Here is a 25,372-nt window from a genome sequence, read left to right on the forward strand (position 1 = left end):
CTTTGCAACTCTTGAAGGACGGCCAAGCCTACGTTCGCCTGGAACAACTCGGCGCACGGCTGGAACAAGGCCTACGCAATGCAGCGACCAGCGCTGGGATCGATCACGCGATCACGCGCGTCGGCAGCATGCTGACGTTCTTCTTCCACCCCGGCCCCGTCACCAACTGGACCACCGCCAGCCGCTCCGACACCGCGAAGTACGCCCAGTACTTCTGGGGCCTCATCGATCGCGGCGTCTATATGCCCTGCAGTCAATACGAAGCCCTGTTTATCTCCACGGCGCACACCGACGAAGATATCGACGCCACGGTCAACGCTGCCAAAGAAGCCTTCGCAGCGATGTAGTTTCTACAGTAGCCGACGCCGTGACCTCGTTGTTCTAGGCATGTTCTTGAGGGATTCGGAGCGGCCCGCGAAACACGCGAAAAACGCGAAAGGTTGTTGTTAAATCGCAAGAGTTGACGGAGTTCGCCGACGACCCGTTGCCTGTAACTTCGACAAACAGCAGCGTGAAATCAGAGCAGCGACTTGTTCGATGTTCCCCTCTCTCCCATTTTTCGTGTGTTTAGCGTGTTTCGCGGGTCATACCCGCATTCGCGGTTCCTCCGCCCAGCTACCCCTTCTTTGCGGAAATCCGCCGGTAAATCGCCAGCGCCACCAGTGAACCGATCACGGACATGATCAGTCCGGCAGGGTTGATCGTGTCGATGCCTTTTCCCGTGAACAGGGCGCCGATCAGCCCGCCTACGAACGAGCCGACGATTCCCAGGATCATCGTGCCGGTCCAGGTGAAGCTATCCGGCCCCGGCATCAACAGCCTGGCCAACGCTCCAGCGATCAATCCCCAGACCAACATGGAAATCAACGACCACATGACTTGAACCCCCGACTACGGAAAATGCGCGATCGCGCGTTCGGAACGCATTGATTATTGCCTATCACCAAGCGCCGCACAGTATTTACGGCAAAACAACCTCGATCTTTCGCGCCCTTTTGTGCATTTCGCGGTTCCCAATCCTGCCTGCTCCGTGCCGTGTAGCGCCCGCAATGTGGAAACTGGCCGCGCTTTGCCCAATAGCACGGAAACCCATTCGTGGCTTACAATTAGCAGTACGCACGCCGTCGCAAAATAGCCCTCGAATCACTCGGCTGATGATGTCCGACTCCGTCTACCAGCGATGCATTGATCCCGCCTGTGGGCAGACCTATGGCGTGGAGGAAGTCCGCACGGCCTGCGCGACCTGCGGCAATCTGCTTGACGTCGCTTACGATTGGGCAAAACTGCCGCTACCGAAAAAGCTGGCCGATTTCGAACACAAATGGTCGCGCCGGCACGAGCCGCTCGAATACAGCGGCGTGTGGCGGTTCCGCGAGCTGCTGCCCTTCGCTCCGGACGACCGCATCGTCACGATCGGCGAGGGCCAGACGTTGCTGCAACACGCCCGGGACGTCGCCAAGTACGTCGGCCTGACCGGCGGCGAGCTGCATTTGCAATATGAGGGGATGAATCCCTCCGGCAGCTTCAAAGACAACGGCATGTCAGCCGCGTTCACGCATGCCTATACGATCGGCGCGAAACGGGCCGCCTGCGCGTCGACCGGCAACACCAGTGCTTCGCTCGCGCTTTATTGCGCCGTGACCAAGCACATGAAGGCCGTGATCTTCATCGGCTCCGGCAAGATCAGTTACGGCAAGCTCTCGCAGGCCCTCGATTACGGCGCGCTCACGGTGCAGATCGCGGGCGATTTCGACGACGCGATGGCCCGCGTGCAGGAGATTTCGCGCGAGTTGGGCATCTACCTGGTGAACAGCGTCAATCCCTTTCGGTTGGAAGGGCAGAAGACGATCATGTACCGCGTGCTGGAAGCCCTGCGTTGGGAAGTGCCGGACTGGATCGTGGTGCCCGGCGGCAACCTGGGCAACTCCAGCGCGTTCGGCAAGGCGTTTGTTGAATTGAAGGAGCTTGGCCTCGTTGATCGCCTGCCGCGGTTGGCGGTTATCAACGCGTCCGGCGCGAATACGCTCTACGAACTTTATGAGCGCCGCGGTGTCCGCTGGGACGAAGGCAAGCCGCAACCGGCGATTGCGGAGTACTACAGCCTCCTCGATCAACAATCGAAACGCGCGTCAACGATTGCCAGCGCGATCGAAATCAATCGGCCGGTGAACCTGAACAAGTGCCTCCGGGCGCTCGACGCGATGCAGGGCGTCGTCCGCGAAGTGACCGACCAGGAAATCATGGATGCAAAGGCGCAAGTCGGCGCGGGCGGGCTGGGCTGCGAACCGGCCAGCGCGGCGAGCGTCGCTGGCGCCAAGCAACTCATAGCCGAGGGCGTTATCGGCCGCGACGAGCGCGTGGTGTGCATCCTCACCGGACATCAACTCAAGGATCCCACGGCCACCGTCGCCTACCACACCACGGATCAGGACAAGTTCAACGAAGTCCTCGGCAGCCGCGGCGTCCGCCGCGCCGCGTTCGCCAACCGCGCGGTGGCTGTGAATAACAACCTGAACGAAATCATCCAGGCGATTCAGCTTTATAGCTGAAGCAACGAAGAAAACGAGCGCGAAAAAATAACTCGCAGTCCTCGCGTCTCCTTCTCTCCTCGACTCCTTTACTCCTTTTCTCCACCTCCCCCATGCCAAGCATCCGACTTGCCGTCCACGGCGCCGCGGGCAGAATGGGCCAGCGCGTCATCGCCTGCGCCGTGGCCGATTCGGCCTTTCAAGTCGTGGCCGCGCTCGAACACGCCGGGCATCCGAAAATGGGCGAGGACGCCGGGCGACTCGCCGGCATCGGCGATTTGGGAGTGCGGGTATCCGACACGTTATCGGTCGACGCCGACGTGCTGATTGATTTCTCGACGCCCGCAGGCGCGGAACGCGCCACGGTGCTGTGCCTCGAACGCAAACTGCCCTTGGTGATGGCGACCACGGGGCTCGAAGCGGCCGCGCAAACCAAGCTGCGCACCGCCGCGTCGTCGATCCCGCTCGTCTGGTCCCCCAGCATGAGCCTGGCGGTGAATCTCACGATGAAGCTCACCAGCATCGCCGCCGCGGCGCTCAAGGATTATCCCGGCGGCGCGGACGTCGAGATCATCGAGCGGCACCATCGCTTCAAGGAAGATTCCCCCAGCGGCACGGCGATCAAATTCGGCCAGATCGTCGCCGACGCGATGGGGCAGGAACATCATCAGCACGGCCGCGAAGGCCGCCCCGGCGCGCGGCCGCACGGCGAAATCGGCTATCACGCGGTCCGCACCGGCGACAACCCCGGCGAGCACACGATCGTCTTCGGCATGCTCGGCGAAACCTTGGAACTCAGCGTCCGCGCCAGCAACCGCGATTGCTACGCCCAAGGCGCCCTGGCCGCCGCGAAATTCCTGCACGGCAAACCAGCCGGCCTCTACGGCATGAGCGACGTGTTGGGGGTGTAGTGGAAGTGATAAATAAATCCGTACAACCGTGTTTTGGCACGGTCTCCTGACCGTGCCACGGCAGAGCGTGGTGACATCCGGAACGGGAGGCCTGCGGTCGGCCCAGTGGCACGGTCGGGAGACCGTGCCACAACATGGTCTACCTCAGCTAATGTCTACTCCACCTACTAACTACTCCACCTACTTCCCCCATGTCCAAATGCGACGAAGGCTATCTCTGCGACGTCTGCGGCCTGGATGTGGCCGATATCACCGATAGCGATCTGTATTTGCGCTACGTGATCGGCCTGTTCGATCCCGAGGTGCTGCACACGACCAAGGAGCGGCATCTCCGCTGCGACCCGACCTTGGCACAATACATCTGCGACGATCGCTTCCAGCCCGTCGTCGTGGAGGGCTCCTTCGACAAGCGCACGCTGGATCCGCACTACGTCCACGAACAAGAAACGCTCGTCACGCGAGGCTACCGCCGCCTTTACGAAATCGGCCGCGAAGGCCAGGCGATCATCGTTTACCCGCTGCCCGAAGTCCGCGCGAAGATTCGCGGAGCCGCCTCGCAGACTTGATTGGCTTGTCAGTCGTTCGGCGGCTTTGCGAGTTCAACGCTCGCCCAATTGAACCGGTGAACAATCGGCTCGCCCGGTTTGTTGGAAGGGCAGACGAGCAGCGCCGCAGTCTCCGGGCGTGCGGCGCAGTAGGCCTCCGCTCCCTCCGGGCCGAGAATGAAAAAGGCCGTCGACAGCGCGTCGGCCTCCGCAGCAGTGGGCGCAAGGACCGTGCAGCTGAGAACTCCTTTGGCGGGCCAGCCGGTGCGCGGGTCGATGATGTGGCCGTAACGCTCGCCGGCGTGGCGGAAAAATTGAAACTGCGTGCCGGAAGTACCGACGGCGCGATCCACGACGGGGAACTCCAACATGGATTTTCCGGGACGGAGTGGATCGCCGATGCTAATCGACCAGCCCTGCTCGTCCGGACGGCCGGTCGCGCGAGCGCCTCGGGCGAGGATGCTACTTTGGCCGCCGTGAATTAGAAAGTTGTCCACGCCTCCCTCAAGCAACAATTCGGCGCAGCGATCGAGCGCGTAGCCTTTACCGATCGCGCCTAGGTTCAATTCCACGCCAGGTTGCGCGAGGGCAATGGTTTGCCGTTCCGCGTCCAACGTTAACTTCTCGCTGCCGACTTTGGCGAGCGCTTCCGCCAGCGCCGCTTCATTCGGCACTTCGCCTTGGCGGCGAAAGAATCCCCAGGCCTTGCTGAGGGGCCCCGCCGTGATGTCGTACGCACCTTGCGTATCGCGATGCAGCGCGACCGCTCGTTGTAGTAACTCGAACAGCCGCTCTTCCACGACCACCGGGCGCTCGGCCGCCGTGCAGTTGATTTCCAGCACTTCGCTCGAATCGCGATAAATGGTGAGTTGTGCTTCGAGTTCTTCGATCAGGTCGAGCGCCTGCATCGCGAGCGTCGGCCCGGCATTGTGTTGCCCCGCGTTGAGCAGCACCACGAAATCGCAGGCCATCGCGCGGCGCTTGAGCGAAATGAGATACCGCCCCGCCGTCTCGACGGGCGACACGTCCAATGTGGACGGCACGGCGTCCAACCAGTCGGTGACGACGTCGCGCGCCGCTTTACCGCGGAGAAAATCGCGGCGTGAGTTGTGCCGAGCGGACATGGAGGGAGAAGAAGAGTAAAGGAGTTCGTTTGCCGCGAAGTCTGCTCCACTAGCCCGTAGCGCAAGCGAGGGGGGACGACGACGTCTACCGTTGGAGATGAAACTCTCAGTTGCTCTCACCCAATGCAACAGAGAGTTCGATCTTCCAATGTAGCCTTCATCAACTCTCCCTCGCTTGCGCTACGGGCTAGTGTTGTGGCTGCCGAGACACTAAGTGCACACGCAGAAGAAATAATGCGATGGGTGCCACTGGCGGCTTGTCCGCCAGTGCGGTTCTGATCTCGATAGCAAGCCCAACTCCAGCACTGGCGGACAAGCCGCCAGTGGCACCCCGCATCAAACTTTATGCGGGTGTACTTAGCTATTGTACTTGAGCGCCGGTGGGGACGGGTTGCGCGGTTTTTTCTTTGGCCCAATCCTTGAGCTTCTTCAGGTCGAGCTTGCCGGTGCCGAGGACGGGCATTTCGTCGACGGTGTAGAAGTTATGCACGTCGGGGATCCAGAGATTCGGCAACCCCGCCGTGGCCAGCTCGTGTGTGATTTCCCGCGGCGTCTTTTCCGAGGGGAGCATCAGCACGACGAGACGCTCGCCTTTCTTCGCATCCGGCACGGCGGTCACGGCGGCGCAGACGGTTTCATGGTCGTGGCCGAGAATCAGGTTAATCTCGTCCTCGATTCGCAAGTGCGGCACCATTTCGCCGCCGAGTTTGGAGAAGCGGCTCAAGCGGCCGGTGATTTCGATGAAACCGTCCGCGTCGATGCGCGCGATGTCGCCGGTTTTGTACCAGCCGTCGCGCATCACTTCCGCGGTTTGCGCTGGCTTGTTGAGATAGCCCTTCATCACCGTGGGGCCTTTGACCCAGAGCATGCCGGCCTCGCCGGCGCCGAGCGGTTCGTCGGTCTCGGGGTCGAGGATCTTGGTTTGCAAATGCTTGATCGGCCGGCCAACGGTCCCTTCCTTGACCCAGGGTCCGCCGGTCGATGGCGCACGATGTTTGGGCACGTTGACCGAGACCAATGGCGAGAGTTCCGTGGCGCCATACGCTTCGAGCGGCCGGACGCCGAACTTTTTGGCGAAGGCGTCGCACAACTCGCTCGACAATTTCTCCGCGCTGCCGAAGACCGCGTCGAGCGTGGCGAAATGCTCCGGCGGGCAGCGCTTCAAATACGAACGCAGGAAGGTCGGCGTTGACATGAAAATCGTCACGCGATACTTCGCGCACAACTCGCCGACGACGCCGGCTTCCAACGGGCTGAAGTGATAAACGCCCATCGGGTCGAGCGTCAGCACGGACCACAGCGTGGCGGTGAAACCGTACGAGTGGAAAAACGGCAGAGTGCCGATCAACACATCGTCCGGGGTTAGCCGCACGCTTTGTGCGATGCCGTCGATATTGCTCGAAATGTTTCCATGCGTGAGCATCACGCCCTTGGGATCGCCCGTCGAGCCGGACGTAAAAATCACCGTTAACAGGTCGTCGAGTCCAACCTGATTCAAGCCTAAGTGCCGCTCCAGCGTACGCATGGGCCAGAACTTCGCCATCACGTACGCGATGGCCTTGTCGACCTTGGTGACTTTGCGGAGCAAGTCCTCGAGGAACACCAACTCTGCGTTGACTTTCAAATGTTCCAGCTTATGGATTACGCGCTTACTGGTCAGCACGTGGCGGATGCCGCACTGCTGGAGGCAGGAATCCATGATCTCGGTCGAGACCGTATAATTCAGATTGACGCCGATCTTACCGCACAGCGGCAGCGCCACGTTGGCCAGCACGCCGCCGACCGACGGGGGGATCAACAAGCCGACGTACTTTTCGTCGTCTTTCAGTATGTCGCGGAGCAGGCGGCGGAACACGAGCGCGCCGATCAGCAGTTCTCCGCCGGTCAATTGCTTACCGGAGGAATCCGCCACCTTGGGCTGTTTCCAAAGCCGCCGGCACATCCGCAAGAAGCTGCGCGGCGGGATCATGGTTGGATCGGCTTGCACGGCCACAGATTGTTTCCCCAACTGAACGACCGCTTCACGCACGCCGACGACATCGAACGGCGCCTGGAGCGGAGTTCCGAAATGCACCGCGACGACAAACGGCCAGCGTTTCGGCCATTTCCACAACAAACGTCCCCGCTCATAGCTAAAGATACTCCCCCACAGTTTGTCCAGAAAGACCGGAATGATCGGCGCTCCGGTTCCGTCGACGATGCGGAGCATACCCGGCTTGAAATCGGCGATTTCGCCGTCCCGGCTGATCGCTCCCTCGGGAAAAATGCAGACCAGTTCGCCATGCAGGACGGCGTTTCGGGCGGTATCGAGAGCGTGCTTGATCGCTTTCGGACCAGGGCCGATGGGAATTACCCCCATTACGCGCCCAATCCAGCTTAGCCCGCGGATCTGCACGTAAGGGGCAAAGGCCACGAAGCGCACGGGGCGCGACGACGTCAGCAACAACACGAGGCCGTCGATCCAACTGACGTGATTGGCCACCAGCAAGGCGCCGCCCCGTTCCGGCAGGTTGTCGAGCCCGTGAATCCGGAAGCGATACATGGTGTGGCTTAAGAGCCAGAGGATGAAGCGAATCGTCGCCTGCGGCAACAGTAACACGATGTAAATGAAGATCGGCACCGTCGCCAAACCGGCCAACAGGAACACCTCGCGAGCCGAAAACGCCGGCTCGCCGCCGCCGATCGGCAACCGCATCAGGCAATAAATGCCGGCAGTCACCAGCGTGCCGGAAAACACCAGGAAGTTCGTCGCGGCCAACATCTGCCCGCGCGATTGCGGCGGACTGCGATGCTGTATGTACGAAGCAAGTGGCACGTCAAACAGTCCGGCGCTGGCGCCCAGAAACAACAGCAGGCAGCAGGTGGTGAAGTAGTTGTCGTTCCAGATGGAATCGTTGTAGACGATTGCGCCGTGAACGAGATACAGCCAGATAGAGCTGATTGCCAGGCCAGCGGCGCCCAACGGCAGGATGCCCAACTCAACTTTTCCGGAAGACCACCAACCGGCGAAGACGCTTCCTAGTCCCAGACCGACGACGAGAGCCAACAAGAGCGGCACAATCTGCTGCTGGCTGGCGCCTCCTTCAAACGCGTACTGGTCGATGTTCATGTTGGCGAGGGACGCCAACGACCAGAAGAACGCTTCGCCAATTGCCACTCGGAGCATGGGCCGACTGCTGGCGAGCGCACGCAGATCGCGCCAAGTTTGCGCGGGAGCATTCCAAGGAAACGTTTGCAGAGGATTGGCTGGGGCCAGTTGCACAATACGCAAACTGCACAGCCAGCCGGCGAGTGCAATGCAGATCACGGTGAGCGCCGCGGCCGCGGTCCAGAGCGGGAACTCGACCCCGCGATGTCCCATGCGATCGCTCAGCCAATTGCCGAGCGCACCGCCGAGTGCCGTGGAAACGACGGTCGCCAGTCCCAGCGCGCCGTTCGCGGCGGAGATTTTGTGGGCCGGCAGCACTTCGGGAATTGCGCCAAATTTCGCAGGACCGAACAGCGCGGCTTGCGCGCCCATCAAGAACACCGCGCCGAACATCAAATACAAATTGCCGATTAAGATCGACGCCACGCCGGCGATCATCAGCCCGATCTCAGCCACTTTGCACCACAGGATCACGCTGCGCTTGCTGTAGCGGTCCGCCAGGTATCCGGCCGGCGCGGCGAGCAGCAAATACGGCAGCACGAAGCAGGCCAGGCCGGCCGCCAGCACCGTGGACGCGGCGGACGCCGGCACAAAATCTTTGCCGATGCCGATCGCCAGCCAGCGAAAGATGTTGTCGTTCGTCGTGCCGAGCGCCTGAGTGCCGATTAGCCCGAGGAAACTCCCGGAGCGCAGTCCGTGTGTCGGCTCTTGGGAATGGTCGTGCGTGGCCGTCATCGTGTCGCATTCCTGCTGTCAACGAGTTGGGCCGCATCGACGACATCCGGCGAAGGGGCCTTGGTTCCACCACAGGCGGCAGCACAGGGCTTCTATAACAATCTGGCTCGCGGACTTGCAGGCCGGAACAAATAGGAACCGCGAAAAACGCGAAATCACGCGAAACTTGCGGGCAGCTAAGACTGACCGTTCTTTAGTCCTACCTGACCCATTCAGGCAGCCACCTGCATCCGACCTCCCTTCCCTTTTCGCGTCCTTTCGCGTGTTTCGCGGGCAATACCCGCCAGCGAAAACGATGCCGGCTAGCGCGATTTTGTCGGCTTTTCCAGATACGGCTGCCCGGCTTGATAGAGTTTGAGGCGACCGGCGATTTGGCTCGCCAGTTCGCTATCGTCCACTGCCTGGGCCGCGGCAACGGCTTCCTCCGCGGTGGCGACCGCCGCCGGAAAATTGCCGTTCGCGGCTTGTGCCGCGGCGAGACTGTCCAGCAATAGCGGAATTTTTGCCTTGGCTGCCACGACCGCGGCCGCCGCCAGGCGTTCCGCTTCTTCCGGGCGTCGCGACTGATCGTTCGGATGCGTCGCCAGCAGCCAGGCCAAATTATTTTCCGCATCCGGCCAATCGGGACGATTCGCGAGCGCCTCGCGATAGCACGCTGCCGCCTCGTCGAATTTGCCCTGCGAGGATAGGATCATCCCCAACTTGTAGTTCGCTTCGGCATGGCCCGGGCGAAGTCGCAGAGTCTCCCGAAACTGCGCCGCGGCCACGCTTGGCTTGCCCTGTCGTAACAGGGCGTCTCCCATGGCATAGCGAGCATGGACGCTCGCGGGGCTCAATCGGAGCGCTTCGGTAAACCGCGCCGCGGCCTCTTTCGCTTTCCCTAGCGAGAGCAATACCTGGCCGGCCTGATAGTGTGCTTCGCCATAGTTGGGTCGCTGCCGGAGAGCTTCGTCGAATTGGACGATTGCTTCTTCCGCGCGCCCAGAACTTGCCAGCACGCGCCCGAGTTGAAAATAAGCGTCGGCATACACCGGCTTCAATTTGATGGCAGTGCGAAATTCTTCCATCGCGACTTGTTGAGCGCCTTCCTGCGCGAGCGCAAGCCCCAGGTTGTAGTGCCCGTCGGCGTGTTCGGGCTCGAGACGCACCGCTTCGGCGAACTCTCGTTTTGCCTCGGACGTGCTACCCAGCCGGGTGAGCACGACGCCGAGATCGTTGTGAGCGTTGGCGTCATCGGGAAAGAGCCGCACGCGGCCTCCGTACACTTCCGAGGCTTCCATCAAGCGACCTTGGTCGAGCAAGATCGCACCGAGGTCGATGCGCGCGTCGGTAAACTTGGGATCGAACTCGATCGCCTGATACAGCGAGGTTACGCCTTCGCTGATCTGGCCATTGCGATAGTAAGCAATGCCGAGCTGATACGTGAGCGCCGGGTGCTTCGGCAGGCGCTTCAATCCCGCCTGAAGCGTGGCCAGGGCGCCGGCATAGTCCTGTCGCGCGAGCAAAAACTCCGCCAAAGAACTGATTGCCTGCGCATTATCTGGCTGTTTAGTGACTTGCTCTCGCAGCTTCATTTCCGTGGCTGCTGTGCTCTCATCCGACGCGGCGCTCGGCGCCTGCTGTCCTCGCGCTGGATGCAAACACACACTGGAAAACAAGCAGTTTTCGGCGATCACGAGCGACGCGACGACCATCGCTCGTTGCGTTCTGCTACGGCTGAAAGGCATCTTGGATCTCCCTAAGATTCATCCAACCATACCCCGCGCGCGGACGCAAGGAAGTTGCGCTCAAGCGAAAATTCGCGAGGAAGTTAAAACTTTTTTTGAAAATAGCTTGATCGCCATTTGTTTTCTGTTTAGACTCCGTGTGCGAATCAAATATGCGTGCGCGACGTTCGTCAGTCGCACGCATTGACAGGCGGCACTTCTTAGACACATCGCATACCGACCCACACATCTGCTGAATTAGATTCGCTGAAAGGCGGGAACTCATGATTGGTTCTCTGCGCGCTGCGCTGCAGCGCGACTTACGACGCTACGGGCTTGGCCTGGGCATGCTGCTTTCGCTTTCTGCGGCCGGCGGAACCCTCCGCGCTGCAGATGTTTCTTGGCAGGGCGATGATGCTGTCGACCCGACCAATTGGACGGTCGGCAATAACTGGGACCTGGGATCTCAGCCCGCCCCGGCCGACAACGCCATCATTGGAATTGCCCTGCCCGCGACGATTTCGTCCGACGTCGGTTTTATCGGCGAAGTCCATGTGCGTGGCGGCGGCCGTCTCAACATGGTTGCCGGGGGCAAGATCTCCCCGGACGGGGCCGTGTTCATTGGAGACGAAGCCGGTTCGACCGGCGAGTACGTCCAAACCGGTGGCGTCGTCGACGCGTTCACCAACTTCAATGTCGGTGTCAATGGCGGAACAGGCCATGCTCGCTTGACTGGCGGCCAGTTGCTGTATAACTCGCCGGACGGTTTCGGCCAGGACGCCCGGTTTCACTTAGGCGTGGGCGGCGTCGGTACATTCGATCTCGAAGGGGGCGAGTTGCGTCAAGTCGCCGGTAACCCTGAAAACGCTTGGAACTATATCGGACAAGGCGATGGGGAAGCCACGTTCAACATTTCCGGCGGCGTGGCTTCTTTTCTTGGCCGTACGCATGTCAGCGACGGTGCAGCGCAAGCGACTGTCAATCAGACGGGCGGCCTGTTCGAGGTTCGCAACCATGAACTGATCATTTCCGACGTCGGCACCGGCGGCGGTAAAGGTACTTACAACATCTCGGGCGGCCAATTGAAGGTCGCCACGAACATTGCCATCGGTCACTGGACCAATTCAAACGGCGAGATGAATGTCAGCGGCACGGCCGATGTTCAATTGGGCAACGAACTGCACGTCGGCGGCGGCGACGACGCCGGTAACCCGGCGGTTGGCGTCCTGAATCAATCGGGTGGCAATATCCGCGGCGGCGGCTGGGGCTACATCGGTGGTCCCGGAGCAGGCACCAATGCCGGCGGCCATGGAACATTCAATCTCTCCGGCGGTACGTTCACGAATGCCAATCGCCTGCACGTTGCTGGCGAAAACGGCAGTGAAGGTGTTCTAAATCAAACCGGCGGTACGCTCCGCGTCGAAGCGGTCTATGACGCGGCCAACGCGATCATCAACACTCCCGACATGCTGATCGGCGATGGCCGCGGCAGCACGGGCGTCTACAACCTGAGCGGCGGCAGCGCAGTCATCGATCGCGAAATGTTGCTCGGTCACTGGGCGAATACCGACGGAACGGTGAACGTCAGTGGCACCGGCAACTTGCAGATCGGCGGTCCATTGCGGGTTGGCGGGTACACGAACAACGACGCTGGCGCCGATGGTTTGCCGTTCACCGCGGACGACGCGGCCGGCTTCAATCAGCCGAACCTCGGCAAGTTCAATCAGTCAGCCGGCGTAGTGAAAGTGGCCGGTGACTACTCGATCGGCTCGGGCTTTAACTCCACGGGCGTGCAGACGATGTCCGGCGGGACGCTCGAAATCGGGGGTTGGACGCGGATTGGCGATCAGGAAGCCATCGTGGATGGCACCCAATACAAGTCGACCGGCACGTTCAATATGACCGGAGGCGAAGCCACCTTCCACTCCCGCATGGGGATTGGTTTCGGCGGCACCGGCACGATCAATCAAACCGGCGGGCGGATGGTCTTCGATGACGCTTCCGCGAACGGTATTTCCTTCACGATCGGCGACAGCTTCGTCAGCAAAGGAACTTACAACCTTTCTGGCGGCGAAGTCGTCGTGAGTGCTGGTCGCGTGCAGATCGGCCACTGGCACACCATGGATGCGACGATGAACGTCAGCGGCACAGGCGTGTTGCGGACACTCAGCGACGTGCATGTCGCTTCGGAATCTGACGGTCCGGCCAATAAGGGCGTGCTCAACCAGTCGGGCGGCATGGTCGATGTGGGCGGAAACTTGATTGTGGCCTTCCATGCGGCTGGCACCGGCGACATCAACCTCTCGGCGGGCGAGCTGCATAGCCGCCAGAATGTGTTGGTGGGTGATGCGGGCTTGGGCACCATCACTCAGACCGGCGGAACGCACATCGTCGAGGGCGATTTGACCATCGGCGTGCAGGCCACGTCCGATGGGCTCTATACCCTGGACGGCGGCGTGCTTGATATGACTGGCGGCTCGATGAGCTACGGAGCCGGTCTGGCGGCACAGTTCGCTTTTGAAGGCGGCACGTTGAAGAACGCCGGGACGATCAATTTCGACCTGGTCAACAGCGGCGGCACGCTCGCTCCGGGCGCTTCGCCAGGGACGACCAACATCATCGGCGCTTACACCATCACCAATGCCTCGGCAAACTATCAGGTCGAGCTGGCGGGGACCACGCAAGGAACCGGCTACGACTTCCTGAATGTCTCCGGCATTGCCACCTTGGGCGGTAAGCTGGAAGTCCTGTTGGCCAGCAGCGGTCCGGTGCTGGGCGACACCGACGCCGACAACGACGTCGATATCACCGACCTTAACAACGTCCGCAATAACTTCGCGGGCGCCGGTCTGGGCGATACCGACGACGACGGCGACGTCGATATCACCGACCTCAACAACGTCCGCAACAACTTCGGCGGTTCGAGCGCCGGATTTGTGCCGAACGTGGGCGACTCGTTTACGGTCCTCACCGCCGCGGGCGGCCGGGTCGGAACGTTCGCCAGCACTTCCTTGCCGGTCCTGCCAGCGGGTCGGGCATGGGGCGCGGTTCAGTACCTACCCAACGATGTCCGGCTGAACGTCGTGGCTTCGCCGGTGCCGGTACCGGAACCGGGGACGCTGGGGCTCGGCTGCGTACTATTGGCCGGCGCCGGCTGGTGGGTTCGCCGCCAAAAGCGACGTTAAGTCGAACGCTCGATTCGTCGAAAACTCTCCAAGCTCGCCGAGGCCCAGGCCTCGGCGAGCTTTTTTTATTGGACGAGGCGGCCGAGTGTCCCAACGTCGCGGATCGATCCCGGCGAGTTGAGGGCGTTGGTCGGTCGGGGCGCGGTGGGAGGTGTTTTGGCCAAGTGGGGCGTCTGCACTACGGCGGCGATCACAACTCATTGGCGGCGGTGAACTTGCGCCGCGTTTGACAGCGCCGGCGAGTGAGGCGAAGATGATCGTACTAGGCGGGGACGGGGCGGGCCGGGAACGGGGTGCGTCTCGTGGGGCAGAGTTTAACCAGATAAAGGGGCCGGCAACTCGGTCCCGCGAGCGCGCCGTGAAAGAGGACCAGGTATTGATAGCCGAGACCTTGGCTGGCGATGCGTCGGCCTTCGGTGTGCTCGTGCGTAGATACCAGGACCGACTCTACAACGCGATGGTTCAATCGCTCGGCTACTGGGACGAAGCCCATGACGTGGTGCAAGACGCCTTTGTGCAGGCGTTCCTCAAGCTGCATTCGTTCCAGGGGCAGGCGAAATTCTATACCTGGCTGTATCGCATCGCCTTCAACACCGCGGCGAGCAGCCGACGCCGGCGGCGGCCGAGTTTGTCGCTGGATCAATCGCGCGAAAACGGCGGGCAAGAACCGCTCTATGGCGGCGAGGCCCCGCACGATCAAATCTTGCGCGCGGAGCGCGTGAACCGCGTGCAACGGGCGCTCGGCACGCTGACCGAGGATCACCGCAAGATCCTCGTGCTGCGCGAAATGGACGGTATGGCGTATGAGGACATCGCCGAGATCTTGGAATTGCCCGTCGGCACAGTCCGGAGTCGGCTGTTCCGCGCGCGGATGCAGCTCAGGGAGGAGTTGCGCGAGGTGGTGGAGGATGAAAGGGTTTGAGGGGGGAGTTTGATGTTTTCGTTGGCAGAGTGTGAAGTTTTCAGTGTTCGGTTTTCAGTGGGACTTTACAGCCTCAGTTTTGCTGCTCGGCTTGGCGTTGGCGGCGTTACGATCCGCATAGGTGGCGCGGTCGGATTAAGGCCGAACGCGGTTGAGCGACTCTGGAGCGGCGGGGCATGTGTTCTTGCCGGCCGCGGTTAAACTGGAGTAGCGTTCCCGAGTGCCTGTTCGGGCTGAGGTGCGGATCGCAATCTACCTGGGGCAGCGTGTTTCGATGAGCATTGATCTCGCAGTGGTGCCGGTGGCGGGGTTGGGGACGCGGTTGTTGCCGCTGACGAAGTCGCAGCCGAAAGAGATGCTGGCCGTGGGGCGGAAGCCGGTCGCGCAATACGTGACCGAAGAGCTGGCCAATTCCGGCATCCGGCGGCTGCTGTTCATCACCGGGCCGGGCAAGGCCTCGATCGAGAACCATTTCGATATCGACGGCGAATTGATCGCCTATCTGCGCCGCACCGGGCGCGAGGAAGAGTTGGCCGAGCTCGATTTCGTGCATCAAGAAGAGATGCTGTATTTCTATACGCGGCAGCGCCGGCAACTGGGGTTGGGGCACGCCGTGCTGTGCGCCGAGCCTTTGGTTGGCGATCAGGCGTTCGTGGTGGCGCTCGGGGATTCGATGATCGGCCGCCACGCGCAAAGCGACATCGTGAAGCGGATGATCGCAGCCTTCGAGCGCGATAAACGCCCCGAGGAAGAGCGAATGGTCGTGGCCTTCGAAGAAGTGCCGCGCGAGGAAGTGTGCCGCTATGGCATCGCGATTCCCGAGAGCTCGGGGCAAGAGTTTCGCTTGCGCGGACTGATCGAGAAGCCATCGGTCGAAGAGGCGCCGAGCAATCTCGCGGTGGCGGCGAGGTATGTGTTCAGCCCGGGGATTTTCCGCTATCTCGAAGCGACGAAACCGGGTCGCGGCGGCGAGATTCAACTTACCGACGCGATGGACGCAATGATCAAAGCCGGCGCAACGGCGATCGGCATCAAGCTTTCGGCCGAGGAAAAGCGATTCGACATCGGCAACTTCGAAAGCTACTTCGAATCGTTCCTGGAATTCGCCCTGGCGGACGAACGCCACGGAACAGCGTTGCGGAAGCGGGCGCGGGAGATTCTGAAGGAGTTTGGGGAATGAGAGCGGGGAGAGTTTGAAGTTTTCAGTGTTCAGTTTTCAGTGTCTGGAATCATCGTCCTCACTGAAAACTGAAAACTGAAAACTTGCTCCTCGGCCGTTTGTGTCCAAGCTTGAATAACAGCGTTGTCCCCTTTTTTCCTGACGCTTCATGCAAATTATTCGTCGCAAAGCTTTCGCCAGGGCTGGGTTGGTCGGAAATCCTTCCGATGGCTACCACGGCAAGACGATCTCGCTGATCGTGCGCGAATACTTCGCGGAAATCGTGCTGTACGAATGGGACGAGATCGAGCTGATTCCAAGCCAGGAGGACCACAGCCGGTTCGACAGCGTACATGAATTGCAACGCGACGTGGCGCTGCACGGCTATTACGGCGGGATCCGGCTAGTCAAAGCGACGGTAAAGCGATTCGTCGACTATTGCGATCTGGTCGGCATCAAGCTGCATGACCGCAAGTTTTCGCTGCGCTATCAGAGTAACGTGCCGCGTCAGGTCGGCATGGCCGGATCCAGCGCGATCATCACCGCCACCTTGCGGGCGATGATCGATTTCTATGGGGTGGAGATTTCACGCCAGCTGCTGCCGTCGCTGGCGCTCAGCGTCGAGACCATGGAGTTAGGTATTGCCGCGGGCCTGCAGGATCGTGTGATCCAAGCGTACGAAGGTCTGGTCTATATGGACTTCGCCCAGGAGCGGATGACCGAGCCGGCGCCGGGTTTCCGCTGCGGCGTGTACGAGGCGCTGGACGTGAAGCTGCTGAAGAACGTGTATATCGCGTTTCGAGCCGACGTCGCCGAGCCGACGGAACGATTCCATAACAACCTGCGCGCCCGCTACGACCAAGGCGAGCCTGCCGTGCTGGCGGCGATGAAGACCTTTGCCCAATTAGCGGCCGATGCGCGCGAGGCACTACTCGCGGGCGACTTGGCACAACTTAGCAAGTTGATGGACCGCAATTTCGATACGCGCCGTTCGATTTGCCAATTGCCGCAAGAGCAGGTCAAACTCGTGGACGACGCGCGGTCGGCGGGGGCGAGCGCCAAGTTCGCCGGATCCGGCGGCGCCATCGTCGGCATCTACCGCGACGAGGCGATGTTTGAGCGTCTGCAACAAGCACTGCCGGATTGCCGGGTATTCAAGCCGACCGTGGCGTGATCACTCTGCTGTAGCTCTTCGGTAGCCGAGGTCTGTGACCTCGGAAAGTTCGCGTGGCGACATGGAATAGCGACTAACCTCGACTAAACTCGCGCGGTTAGCGAACCCAATTAAGCCAGGATGGATCGGTTGTGAACGATGCGGCCGAGGTCACAGACCTCGGCTACAGAAGAGGGTGGGCCGGATTGCATTCTCGAGCGTCCTTCGGCAAGATAGTTGAATCGCCCTGTTCGTTTGCTTGACCGGAACTCGCCGCCATGCCACAGTCGGACCCGCGGATCGCTGTTTATACTGGGTCGTTTGATCCGATCACGTTGGGGCATTTGAACGTCATCGAGCGCGGCAGTCGGTTGGTGGATAAATTGATTGTCGGGGTCGGCATCAATGTGGTGAAAAGCCCGTTGTTTACGCCGCAGGAACGGGTTGATTTGGTGCGCCGCGTGACGGAACGCCTAGGTAACGTGGAGGTGCGCGAGTTCACGGGGCTGAGCGTGAAGTTCGTGCGTAGCTGCCAGGCGCGGGTGATGATTCGGGGCGTGCGGCCGCTGACCGACATTGCCGCCGAGATCACGATGATGATGGCCAATCGGCAGCTAGATCCCGGGATCGAGACGGTCTTCTTGATGGCCGACAGCGAGTACGCGCACGTATCCAGCTCGCTGATCAAGCAGATCGCCCCGTTGGCCAGCGACGAAGCGCTCACGCGGTTCGTGCCCCGCGAAGTGGTCGAGGCGCTCCGTCAGAAACGACTTCCCAGCGCCGGCGACGGGCCCGACACCGAATGAGCGGTAACGCAACCGTCGTCTATTTCACTGCCGGCGCCGCCGGGATGTTCTGCGGCAGTTGCTTGCGCGATAACGCCGTCGTCGGCGAATTGCAGCGCCAGGGTTGCGACGTGCTGTTGGCGCCGCTCTACACGCCGATTCGCACTGACGAACGCGACGTCAGTATTCAGCGCGTGTTCTATGGCGGCATCAACGTCTATCTGCAAGAGAAGCTGCCCGCGTTTCGTTTCGTGCCGCGGTTGTTCACGCGGTGGCTGGATCGGCCTTGGGTGCTGAATCGCCTGGCGGCCAAGCAAGTGAACGTCGACGCACGCGAGTTAGGCGGACTGACGGTGGATATGTTGGCCGGCGAACATGGACGGCTGCGCGGCGAATTGGAGCGCATGCTCGATTGGCTGGCGGACGACGTTCGACCCGCGCTCGTCAACTTGACGAATTTGTTGATCGGCGCTTGCGCGCCGGAAATCAAGCGACGGCTCGGGATTCCGGTGTTGGTGACGTTGCAAGGGGACGATTTGTTCCTGGATGAACTGATCGAGCCGCACCGTTCTCAGGCGCGCGACGCGGTGCGGCGACTGGCGCAGCACGTCGATGGTTTCATTACGTTCAGCGATTTCTATGCCGACTTCATGGCCGACTACCTGGCTGTGCCGCGCGAGCGATTTCATCTCGCGCCGCTCGGCGTGCATTGGCAGCCCTATGTGCGGAACGACGCGCCGGCGCCGCGGCGTCCGCCGACGATCGGCTACTTCGCGCGGATCGCGCCGGAAAAAGGGTTCCATCTGCTGATCGACGCGTTTGTCGAGCTAGCCCGCCGACCTGGGATGGAGCAAGTGCGATTGCGCGCCGCCGGCTGGCTGAGCGCGAAGGACCGCGCGTTTTATCAGCAGCAACTCGCGCGTTTGGACAAGGCGCAATTGCGCGATCGCTTCCAGTATGACGGCGTCGTTGATTTGGATGGCAAGGTGCGTTTTCTCCACAGCATCGACTTGCTGAGCGTTCCGACCGTGTATCGCGAGCCGAAAGGCTTGTTTGTGCTCGAAGCCTTGGCGGCAGGCGTGCCGGTCGTGTTGCCGGCTCACGGGGCGTTTCCGGAACTGATCGCGCAGACCGGCGGCGGGCGACTGGTTGCGCCTGGGGATGTCAACGCGTTCGCCGATGCCTGGGAAGCAGTGTTGAAGCAACCGGAGGAACGCGTCGCACTCGGCAGCGAGGCACAACGGCGCGTGCAGGCGAATCACGGTATTGAGGTTGCGGCTCAGCGGACGCGGGACGTGTTTCGCAAGTTTGCTGCAGTATAGAGCAGTCGCGACATTGATTACCGGTGCGATCCGGGCGCTGACGCTTCCGGCTCTACGACTGAGGGCATTTCGCTGGTCCTCTCCGGCGCTCGCCCGGGGAGTTCTACCTCGAACACGGTTCCAGAGCCTTGGACTGCGGCGTACACGTGGATCGCGCCTTTGAGTCGTTGCACCAGCGTACGGACGATGAATAACCCCAGTCCGGTGCCTGGTTTTTCGCGCTCCAATTCGCTGCCGAGGCGCACGAAGCGGCCGAAGATTTTGCGGCGGAGCTTGGCGGGGATGCCGGGGCCGTTATCGCTGATACCGACGGTGACGAAGCCCGGCTGCGCAAACCGGGATTGCACGCGGACCTCCGGCGGAACGCCCGCGTACTTGATGGCGTTGTCGATCAGATTGCGAAAGACCATTTCTAGATCGATCGGCCGGGCGCGTACGACGGCCGGCGTCAACTCCAAGTGGATGGTGTCTTCCGGCAGATGATACCGGCGACACGCCGTCGCGGCGGCGTTTTCCAACAGAGGCGCGAGGTCGATGTCGCTCAGCTCCGCTTCCGCCGGGCGCTGATCGAGCCGCGCGGCGTCGAGCATATGGTTGATGAGCGTATCAAGCCGTTCCAGGTCGTCGAGCATGAAGCGATAGAAGCCGGCCGCTTCCTCGACACTGACAGGACGCCGCGACAATGTTTGCAAGTAGAGCTTGAGCGAGGCGATGGGGCTTTTCAGCTCGTGCGTGACGCTGTCGATGAAGTTCGATTGCCGCTGGTTGAGACGGAAAGCTTTGATTGTCAACGTCAGATATAAGACGACGCCGACGAGCACGAGCACGAGAAAGATCGTGCCGAGGGCGACGATCGTCCAGAAGGCGCCCCGGTTCCAGGCCTCGCCCGCCCAGGGGAGTAACAGCCAGCCGATCGTCAGGGCGACCAGCAAGACAATCATCACGACGCCGAGGGCGATCGGCCAACCGAGCGAGCGGCGTCGTGAGGGGAAATCCATGATAGTTGTTCTAAAAAGGCTAATCGTCGCTGATTTCGAGGCCCACTGTCTCTTTTCGCTCCGCGAAAGGAACGGACCTTTCGCGGAGCGAAAGGAGACTATGGCGTGTTCTCCATTCTATCCGCTTGCGGCTCGCGATGTGTTATTCTGGATGGCCTATGGCTATTGAATCCACAAAGCAATGGCAACTGGTGGACCTGACGGCATTGCCGGGCACGGAGTGTCCGTGTGGCGTCGCGCGCCGTGGATTCGCCGAAGTTGCCGACTACCCTGCCACGCTGCATCTGACGGAAATCTCCGCCGAATCGAGAACGCATTATCACCGTACATTGACCGAGTTGTACTACATTCTCGAAGCTGGCCCCGATGCGGCGATGGAACTCGACGGCGAGCGCATTCCTGTGCGGCCCGGCGTGGCAGTGCTAATTCGGCCGGGCGTGCGCCATCGCGCCGTGGGGCGGATGAAGGTGCTGATTTACGTGACGCCGAAGTTCGACAGTGCTGACGAAGTGGAAGTGTGACGCGTATGGTATGACCAGTTGCGATGACACCTTATTCGGAAACAGCGATTGAATCTTATGTCGAATGATGCACGCATCGACGCTTTGCGTTTAGCCTTGGTAAGCGGCGTGGGGCCGCGGACCTGGCAGCAGTTAATGGCGGCGTTTGGGTCGCCCACCCGTGTTTTGGAGGCGATGCCCAGCGAATTGGAAAGCGTCGACGGCATAGGCCCGCGACTTAGCCAGGCGATTGCCCGGGCGCGGCACGAAATTGACGCCGAGGAAGAATTGGCCCTTTGCGAGCGCGAAGGGGTCGAGGTCTTGCTCGCCGGCGAAGAGCAGTATCCGGCGTCGCTGATGGAAATCCCCGATCCGCCCGGCGTGCTCTATTGCCGCGGGACGATCGAACCGCGCGACGCGATGGCCGTGGCGATCGTCGGCTCGCGTCACGCCAGCTTGTACGGCACGTCGCAGGCGGAACGGCTGGCTGGCGGACTGGCCCGCGCGGGTTTCACGATCGTCAGCGGCCTGGCGCGCGGCATCGACGCTGCGGCGCATCGTGCGGCGCTTCAGGCCGGCGGACGAACGATTGCGGTGTTGGGGAGCGGGTTGTTGAATCTCTGTAGAACGACGCCGCCGTGACTTTAGAAAAGCCCGTAAGTCCTTTTTTTCAAGAGACTTACGGGCTTTATTCATGCGCGGCCGAAACCGCCGATTCTTGTGTTCAGTGGCCCCTTTTGGACTGATTTGGCCCCCAAGTGAACACAAGGTGCACACAAGCTATGATGTCGACCGTCCCACTTCAAAGAATGGTCAGGAGCACCCGGAAATGAGTTGGCAATCCATTCGTCAGCACCTTCGATTTTCGCTTCGCGACATCTTGGCATTGCTGCTCGTTGCGGGGCTCATCTTAACGATTGTGTACGAACGCCGCCGACTTGCCGTAGCTGAGAACGTCCTGGAAGCCCACGGCCTGAAATGGGATTTGGAGCCGGTAAGTGCCGATCAGTTTCGATTGGCGGTGGTGATGGATGTTTCCGACGACGCTGCACAAGGACCGCGGGACCGAGAATTCAGCTTTTTGGCGGTTCGCATTCAGTCGCCCGCGCCGGGCAACCTGCTCTGGGGAGTTAAGGGCGATACCCCTATCCCCACCGCCCTGCTGGAGGGCGCGGGCGGAATTCACAGCGGGGAAGTCATGGCAGCCGTGGCCCAAACGCAATCGATGGCTCCGATCAGTCCTCAGCAGTTCTACATTAAGGATTTCAATCGGATCAAGGGTATGGGCAGTCACGGAGGCGGTGGCGGCACTCAGTCCGACAAACCTGCCGTCTACACATTTAAGGTTCTGGCAAAACCTGGCGTCTATCCCCGCAATGTTCCCATCCCGATCTATGAGTACCAGGGGCGGGTGTACGAGCTGCAAGTTCAATGACGGAAAGCCTCAACAATCGACCGGCATTTGAGTAGAATGCTGCATCGGGTTCGCGGCCGTACACCGCATTGCTCGCCTGCCGTCGTTTTCCCCTCACCTGGAGCGACGGCGGGCCGAGCGCCCGGATTTTTACAGGTGGGACATGAAACACGCCGTTGCCGACGATGCCGCTTGGGTTGCGGAACTTAAGCAAAAGCGAATCAACGAATCGCAGCAACGCGACAAACGCGAACGCCCCGGACGCGAATTCAGGCAGGCCGCCGAGCGGCTAGCTGACGCCTGGCGCGACAACATCTACCTGCAGGCGCGTGACGATCGGTGCGTCAATCCGCATGAATTCACGACGGCAGGCGTCAATGCTGTCGTCAGTGCCGTCGTCGAACTTCAATTGGTGCTAAAGCGGCAGGGTACATTTGCCCCGCTTGAGCAATTGCGGAAGCTGAATTGGACGCGCGAGCGTGACCGACTGGTTGACGCCCAAATCTCGGACGAGGGAAGCAAGGCGTTCTCATTCGCTCGGGATATTATCTCCGCAACGGACAAGCGACAGGTGCGCAGCGAGATTAAACGCGTTTGTGACACATCGAACCTGTTGGCCGACGATGGCTCGACTCACGGCACATCATTCGCTTTCGAAGTCGGCGGCTGGCTGGCCAAGATCGTGCGAGTCCTTGGCGGGACACCAGTCGCCGAATCGACGTCGGAAGAACCAATCCCTGGCGCGAATACACGGTCCGACCGCGAGAATTCGGTGCTTATGCCGATCGATGGGAAGCCTGACATCGAATTTGACGCTGGGTGTTTCGTTCTATGGGGACATCCATTTGAAGCCAGTGGACAACCACTGATTATCCTGGAAAGAATCGCCAGCTCACATCACAGGCGACAGAATTCCAATGACCTCAAAAGCGACTCGTTCAACTCAGACGGAACGATTCGCGGGCACTTGTCTGTTGCGCGCAAGTTGTTGCGCGGCGCAATCAGTCGATTTATTCCTGGGTATTCCGAGGACCCGCTGCCGAGTTCCAAAGACGTCAAGGGAAGCGCATACCGTCTAGCGCTGCCCACTATTCCAGCGCAAATCCAGCGCTGAGACATACGTCACCCCAGCGCTCGGTTGCTCTACTCCTGCAAGTTGACCTTGCAGGAGTTTTTTTGTGGCAACTGACTCTCAAGCGATTTTTGAGCGTGTTCCATCGGTCGAAGCAATTCGCCGGCGGCTTGACGCTAACCTTTCTGAACGTGCAGCACTTCGCAAGCTGTTGAACCTGGCTCGGGCTGCGCAAGAAGCCCGGCAGAAGCAGGAGGCAGCGAAGTGACCGACGATCGCCTCGACCGCATTGAAGACGCGTTGGCGAAGTTGCTTGAACGAGCAACGGCGATGCCCGTGCGTTTTTTCACTGTCGACGGCGCGGCAGGCTATTGCAATCTCTCGACGAAATCAATCCGACGTCTGATCGCTCGCGGAGAGTTGACGCCTTACCGGCCCTGCAAGGGACGGCTGTTGGTGGATCGAGCGCAACTCGACGCCGTTGTGTTGAGCGCGAATAAGCCCGTCCGTTGTGGACGCGGCATCAGGTGAGAATATTTTTCAGGTGAGGTGAAGAATGAAGGATATCACGAGCGTCGCAAAATTGCGGCGGGCCGACTCGCGAAGCGGCACTGGCTACGCGTGGTCGTTTCTTGTGGGCATCGGCGAGTCTGTCGAATCAGAGATTCGCATCGAATTCAGCGCGGATGAACTCTTCAGTTACAGCAAATTCAAGCGTGCCGTGTTGCGCAAGGCCGGGATGGCTTTTTCCGACTACGACGTTGAAAACTCGCGTCGACGCGGAATGACGTGGTCGGACGTAATTGAGTGGTGGATCGAGTCGGCAGAGACGGTGGAGGCCGCCGGCTGATGGCTATGACGACCGAAGAAACCATCGTTGAACCGCCGCGCCCGACGGCGCTCAGCGTCTTGCTGGATAACATTCCGTCAGAACTGCGCGCGTTACGCCGGTGGGTCGCGTGGCGCTACGACTTCGTAGAGGGTCGATGGACGAAAGTGCCATATATCGCTGGCACTAATCGCAAGGCTAGTTCTACGAATGCCGAAACGTGGTGCGACTGGGCAACTGCCGTTCGCGCATACAGGTCGGGCAAATGGGACGGCATCGGATTCGTATTCGGCAACGACGTCCCCTATGTTGGCGTCGATTTAGACAAGTGTCTTTCCGATGACCCGTTCGGCAGTGAGCTGGCCGCCTGGGCAATCGACGTGCTCGCGTCGCTTGATTCATACAGTGAGATCAGCGCCAGTAATACCGGCATCAAGACGCTGTGCAAGGGGCGAGTTAGGTTCCCTCTCAAGAAGGACAAGAAGGACAAGGAGGGGAATTCTGTTGAGAAAGACGGCGCTCGACGGGACGGCATTGAAGTGTATCGCGCTGGGCGATTCTTTTCGTTGACCGGTCGCATCTGGCAGAACTACGACACCACCATCAACGAGCGATCAACTGAACTCCAGACGCTGATTGACCGACTGACGGCCAGCAAATCGCAAGCTAAGTCCAACGGGCCGCACTACGCCGCTGAGACGCTGCCTTTCGATGAGTTGGATATCATTGATAGGGCGCGCGGAGCGAAGAACGGAGCGAAGTTCTCGCGGTTGTGGGGCGGTGATACTGGCGACTATGGCGGCGATGACAGTCGCGCCGACTTGGCATTATGCGGCATGCTCGCATTTTGGTGCGGCCCCGATGAAGCACGCATTGATCGGCTGTTTCGGCAGAGTGGCCTTCTGCGCGCGAAGTGGGAGCGAGACGACTATCGAGGCGAGACCATCCGCCTGGCGATCGAGGGCCGTAATGGCGAGTTCTTTAAGGCGAACGGACGATTCAACGGGCATGCCCATGCCGTCGGCGCGGTCGATAGCCGCCAACTGCCCCGCATCGACGCCGGAGACCATGAGCTTTCGCGCGTGACAACAGCGGCGTGGGATGCAATCGAAGCGGCCAATGAGCCGCCGTTCGTGTTCCGGCACGCCGGGCTGCCTGCGCGGATTGAGTTGGACGATCACGGCACGCCCATGATTTGCACGCTCGATGAAGATCGCCTTCGCCACGTGATGGCCCGCTCCGCGGAGTGGTTCCGAGAAAAGACGACAGGGCGCGGCGAGAACAAGGAAACGGTCGAAGTTCCGGCCATGCCGCCGCGCGACGTAGTGCGCGACGC

General features: G+C 60.7%; 22 protein-coding genes. 17 read left to right on the forward strand and 5 right to left on the reverse strand.

The features are described from left to right. Positions 1-347, forward strand: a 347-nt coding sequence (locus tag SGJ19_07765) for an aspartate aminotransferase family protein (GenBank protein MDZ4780131.1), incomplete at its 5' end; no start/stop codon positions are given. Between the two features lie 268 nt (positions 348-615). Here SGJ19_07765 and SGJ19_07770 read toward each other — a convergent pair. Further along, positions 616-876, reverse strand: coding sequence for a GlsB/YeaQ/YmgE family stress response membrane protein (locus SGJ19_07770; GenBank protein MDZ4780132.1), 261 nt, complete (start codon positions 874-876; stop codon positions 616-618). Positions 877-1,157: 281 nt separating this feature from the next. On the opposite strand from SGJ19_07770, the gene thrC reads away from it, so the two are divergent. From thrC to SGJ19_07785, 3 genes are all read left to right on the forward strand, one after another. After that, the gene (thrC, locus tag SGJ19_07775) at positions 1,158-2,549 is read left to right on the forward strand and encodes a threonine synthase (GenBank protein MDZ4780133.1); all 1,392 of its coding nucleotides are present in this window, start codon (positions 1,158-1,160) and stop codon (positions 2,547-2,549) included. A gap of 92 nt (positions 2,550-2,641) precedes the next feature. Further along, positions 2,642-3,439, forward strand: coding sequence for a 4-hydroxy-tetrahydrodipicolinate reductase (dapB, locus tag SGJ19_07780; GenBank protein MDZ4780134.1), 798 nt, complete (start codon positions 2,642-2,644; stop codon positions 3,437-3,439). 191 nt (positions 3,440-3,630) lie between these two features. Beyond that, on the forward strand, positions 3,631-4,005 hold the full coding sequence (locus SGJ19_07785; protein MDZ4780135.1) for a hypothetical protein: 375 nt from the start codon (positions 3,631-3,633) through the stop codon (positions 4,003-4,005). Positions 4,006-4,013: 8 nt separating this feature from the next. Here SGJ19_07785 and SGJ19_07790 read toward each other — a convergent pair whose 3' ends face one another. From SGJ19_07790 to SGJ19_07800, 3 genes are all read right to left on the reverse strand, one after another. Then, entirely contained in the window at positions 4,014-5,108 is a 1,095-nt protein-coding gene (locus SGJ19_07790) for an FAD:protein FMN transferase (GenBank protein ID MDZ4780136.1), read from the reverse strand. A gap of 361 nt (positions 5,109-5,469) precedes the next feature. Then, a complete protein-coding gene (locus SGJ19_07795) occupies positions 5,470-8,991 on the reverse strand; it encodes an acyl-[ACP]--phospholipid O-acyltransferase (GenBank protein ID MDZ4780137.1) in 3,522 nt (1,173 codons plus the stop codon). A gap of 302 nt (positions 8,992-9,293) precedes the next feature. Then, complete coding sequence (locus tag SGJ19_07800; protein MDZ4780138.1) at positions 9,294-10,718, reverse strand: tetratricopeptide repeat protein; 1,425 nt, start codon at positions 10,716-10,718, stop codon at positions 9,294-9,296. Between the two features lie 263 nt (positions 10,719-10,981). On the opposite strand from SGJ19_07800, the gene SGJ19_07805 reads away from it, so the two are divergent. From SGJ19_07805 to SGJ19_07830, 6 genes are all read left to right on the forward strand, one after another. Continuing rightward, positions 10,982-13,882: a PEP-CTERM sorting domain-containing protein gene (locus tag SGJ19_07805; GenBank protein MDZ4780139.1), complete on the forward strand. Its 2,901-nt coding sequence runs from the start codon at positions 10,982-10,984 to the stop codon at positions 13,880-13,882. A 358-nt stretch (positions 13,883-14,240) separates the two neighbouring features. Beyond that, the gene (locus tag SGJ19_07810; GenBank protein MDZ4780140.1) at positions 14,241-14,804 is read left to right on the forward strand and encodes a sigma-70 family RNA polymerase sigma factor; all 564 of its coding nucleotides are present in this window, start codon (positions 14,241-14,243) and stop codon (positions 14,802-14,804) included. Between the two features lie 274 nt (positions 14,805-15,078). Beyond that, positions 15,079-15,984 (forward strand): sugar phosphate nucleotidyltransferase, encoded by a 906-nt coding sequence (locus tag SGJ19_07815; protein MDZ4780141.1) that lies wholly within the window; start codon positions 15,079-15,081, stop codon positions 15,982-15,984. Positions 15,985-16,132: 148 nt separating this feature from the next. After that, positions 16,133-17,137 carry a GHMP kinase gene (locus SGJ19_07820; protein ID MDZ4780142.1) on the forward strand — a complete coding sequence of 335 codons (1,005 nt, stop codon included), beginning with the start codon at positions 16,133-16,135 and terminating at the stop codon, positions 17,135-17,137. A 257-nt stretch (positions 17,138-17,394) separates the two neighbouring features. Then, positions 17,395-17,922 carry a pantetheine-phosphate adenylyltransferase gene (gene coaD, locus SGJ19_07825; protein MDZ4780143.1) on the forward strand — a complete coding sequence of 176 codons (528 nt, stop codon included), beginning with the start codon at positions 17,395-17,397 and terminating at the stop codon, positions 17,920-17,922. Further along, entirely contained in the window at positions 17,919-19,223 is a 1,305-nt protein-coding gene (locus tag SGJ19_07830) for a glycosyltransferase family 4 protein (GenBank protein ID MDZ4780144.1), read from the forward strand. Before coaD ends, SGJ19_07830 begins: the two co-directional genes overlap by 4 nt. A gap of 17 nt (positions 19,224-19,240) precedes the next feature. Here SGJ19_07830 and SGJ19_07835 read toward each other — a convergent pair whose 3' ends face one another. Continuing rightward, entirely contained in the window at positions 19,241-20,221 is a 981-nt protein-coding gene (locus SGJ19_07835) for a HAMP domain-containing sensor histidine kinase (protein ID MDZ4780145.1), read from the reverse strand. 158 nt (positions 20,222-20,379) lie between these two features. Here SGJ19_07835 and SGJ19_07840 point away from each other — a divergent pair, with 158 nt between their 5' ends. The 7 genes from SGJ19_07840 to SGJ19_07870 all read left to right on the forward strand — a co-directional run. Next, on the forward strand, positions 20,380-20,742 hold the full coding sequence (locus tag SGJ19_07840) for a cupin domain-containing protein (GenBank protein MDZ4780146.1): 363 nt from the start codon (positions 20,380-20,382) through the stop codon (positions 20,740-20,742). Between the two features lie 57 nt (positions 20,743-20,799). Beyond that, on the forward strand, positions 20,800-21,363 hold the full coding sequence (locus SGJ19_07845) for a DNA-processing protein DprA (protein MDZ4780147.1): 564 nt from the start codon (positions 20,800-20,802) through the stop codon (positions 21,361-21,363). Between the two features lie 187 nt (positions 21,364-21,550). Then, a complete protein-coding gene (locus SGJ19_07850; protein ID MDZ4780148.1) occupies positions 21,551-22,156 on the forward strand; it encodes a hypothetical protein in 606 nt (201 codons plus the stop codon). Between the two features lie 142 nt (positions 22,157-22,298). Next, entirely contained in the window at positions 22,299-23,249 is a 951-nt protein-coding gene (locus SGJ19_07855) for a hypothetical protein (protein MDZ4780149.1), read from the forward strand. 222 nt (positions 23,250-23,471) lie between these two features. Next, on the forward strand, positions 23,472-23,738 hold the full coding sequence (locus SGJ19_07860; protein MDZ4780150.1) for a helix-turn-helix domain-containing protein: 267 nt from the start codon (positions 23,472-23,474) through the stop codon (positions 23,736-23,738). A 25-nt stretch (positions 23,739-23,763) separates the two neighbouring features. Continuing rightward, entirely contained in the window at positions 23,764-24,057 is a 294-nt protein-coding gene (locus SGJ19_07865) for a hypothetical protein (protein MDZ4780151.1), read from the forward strand. Beyond that, on the forward strand, positions 24,057-25,372 hold a 1,316-nt coding region (locus SGJ19_07870; GenBank protein ID MDZ4780152.1), incomplete at its 3' end, for a hypothetical protein. The genes SGJ19_07865 and SGJ19_07870, both read left to right, overlap by 1 nt.

Source organism: Planctomycetia bacterium (assembly GCA_034440135.1).
Lineage (GTDB): Bacteria > Planctomycetota > Planctomycetia > Pirellulales > JALHLM01 > JALHLM01.

Coding starts and splice junctions, on each gene's coding strand:
- SGJ19_07790 (MDZ4780136.1), bottom strand. CDS start 5,108: ATGTCCGCTCGGCACAACTCACGCCGCGATTTTCTCCGCGGTAAAGCG.
- thrC (MDZ4780133.1), top strand. CDS start 1,158: ATGTCCGACTCCGTCTACCAGCGATGCATTGATCCCGCCTGTGGGCAG.
- SGJ19_07815 (MDZ4780141.1), top strand. CDS start 15,079: ATGAGCATTGATCTCGCAGTGGTGCCGGTGGCGGGGTTGGGGACGCGG.
- SGJ19_07845 (MDZ4780147.1), top strand. CDS start 20,800: ATGTCGAATGATGCACGCATCGACGCTTTGCGTTTAGCCTTGGTAAGC.
- SGJ19_07840 (MDZ4780146.1), top strand. CDS start 20,380: ATGGCTATTGAATCCACAAAGCAATGGCAACTGGTGGACCTGACGGCA.
- SGJ19_07850 (MDZ4780148.1), top strand. CDS start 21,551: ATGAGTTGGCAATCCATTCGTCAGCACCTTCGATTTTCGCTTCGCGAC.
- SGJ19_07795 (MDZ4780137.1), bottom strand. CDS start 8,991: ATGACGGCCACGCACGACCATTCCCAAGAGCCGACACACGGACTGCGC.
- dapB (MDZ4780134.1), top strand. CDS start 2,642: ATGCCAAGCATCCGACTTGCCGTCCACGGCGCCGCGGGCAGAATGGGC.
- coaD (MDZ4780143.1), top strand. CDS start 17,395: ATGCCACAGTCGGACCCGCGGATCGCTGTTTATACTGGGTCGTTTGAT.
- SGJ19_07820 (MDZ4780142.1), top strand. CDS start 16,133: ATGCAAATTATTCGTCGCAAAGCTTTCGCCAGGGCTGGGTTGGTCGGA.
- SGJ19_07800 (MDZ4780138.1), bottom strand. CDS start 10,718: ATGCCTTTCAGCCGTAGCAGAACGCAACGAGCGATGGTCGTCGCGTCG.
- SGJ19_07785 (MDZ4780135.1), top strand. CDS start 3,631: ATGTCCAAATGCGACGAAGGCTATCTCTGCGACGTCTGCGGCCTGGAT.
- SGJ19_07835 (MDZ4780145.1), bottom strand. CDS start 20,221: ATGGATTTCCCCTCACGACGCCGCTCGCTCGGTTGGCCGATCGCCCTC.
- SGJ19_07770 (MDZ4780132.1), bottom strand. CDS start 876: ATGTGGTCGTTGATTTCCATGTTGGTCTGGGGATTGATCGCTGGAGCG.
- SGJ19_07855 (MDZ4780149.1), top strand. CDS start 22,299: ATGAAACACGCCGTTGCCGACGATGCCGCTTGGGTTGCGGAACTTAAG.
- SGJ19_07830 (MDZ4780144.1), top strand. CDS start 17,919: ATGAGCGGTAACGCAACCGTCGTCTATTTCACTGCCGGCGCCGCCGGG.
- SGJ19_07865 (MDZ4780151.1), top strand. CDS start 23,764: ATGAAGGATATCACGAGCGTCGCAAAATTGCGGCGGGCCGACTCGCGA.
- SGJ19_07805 (MDZ4780139.1), top strand. CDS start 10,982: ATGATTGGTTCTCTGCGCGCTGCGCTGCAGCGCGACTTACGACGCTAC.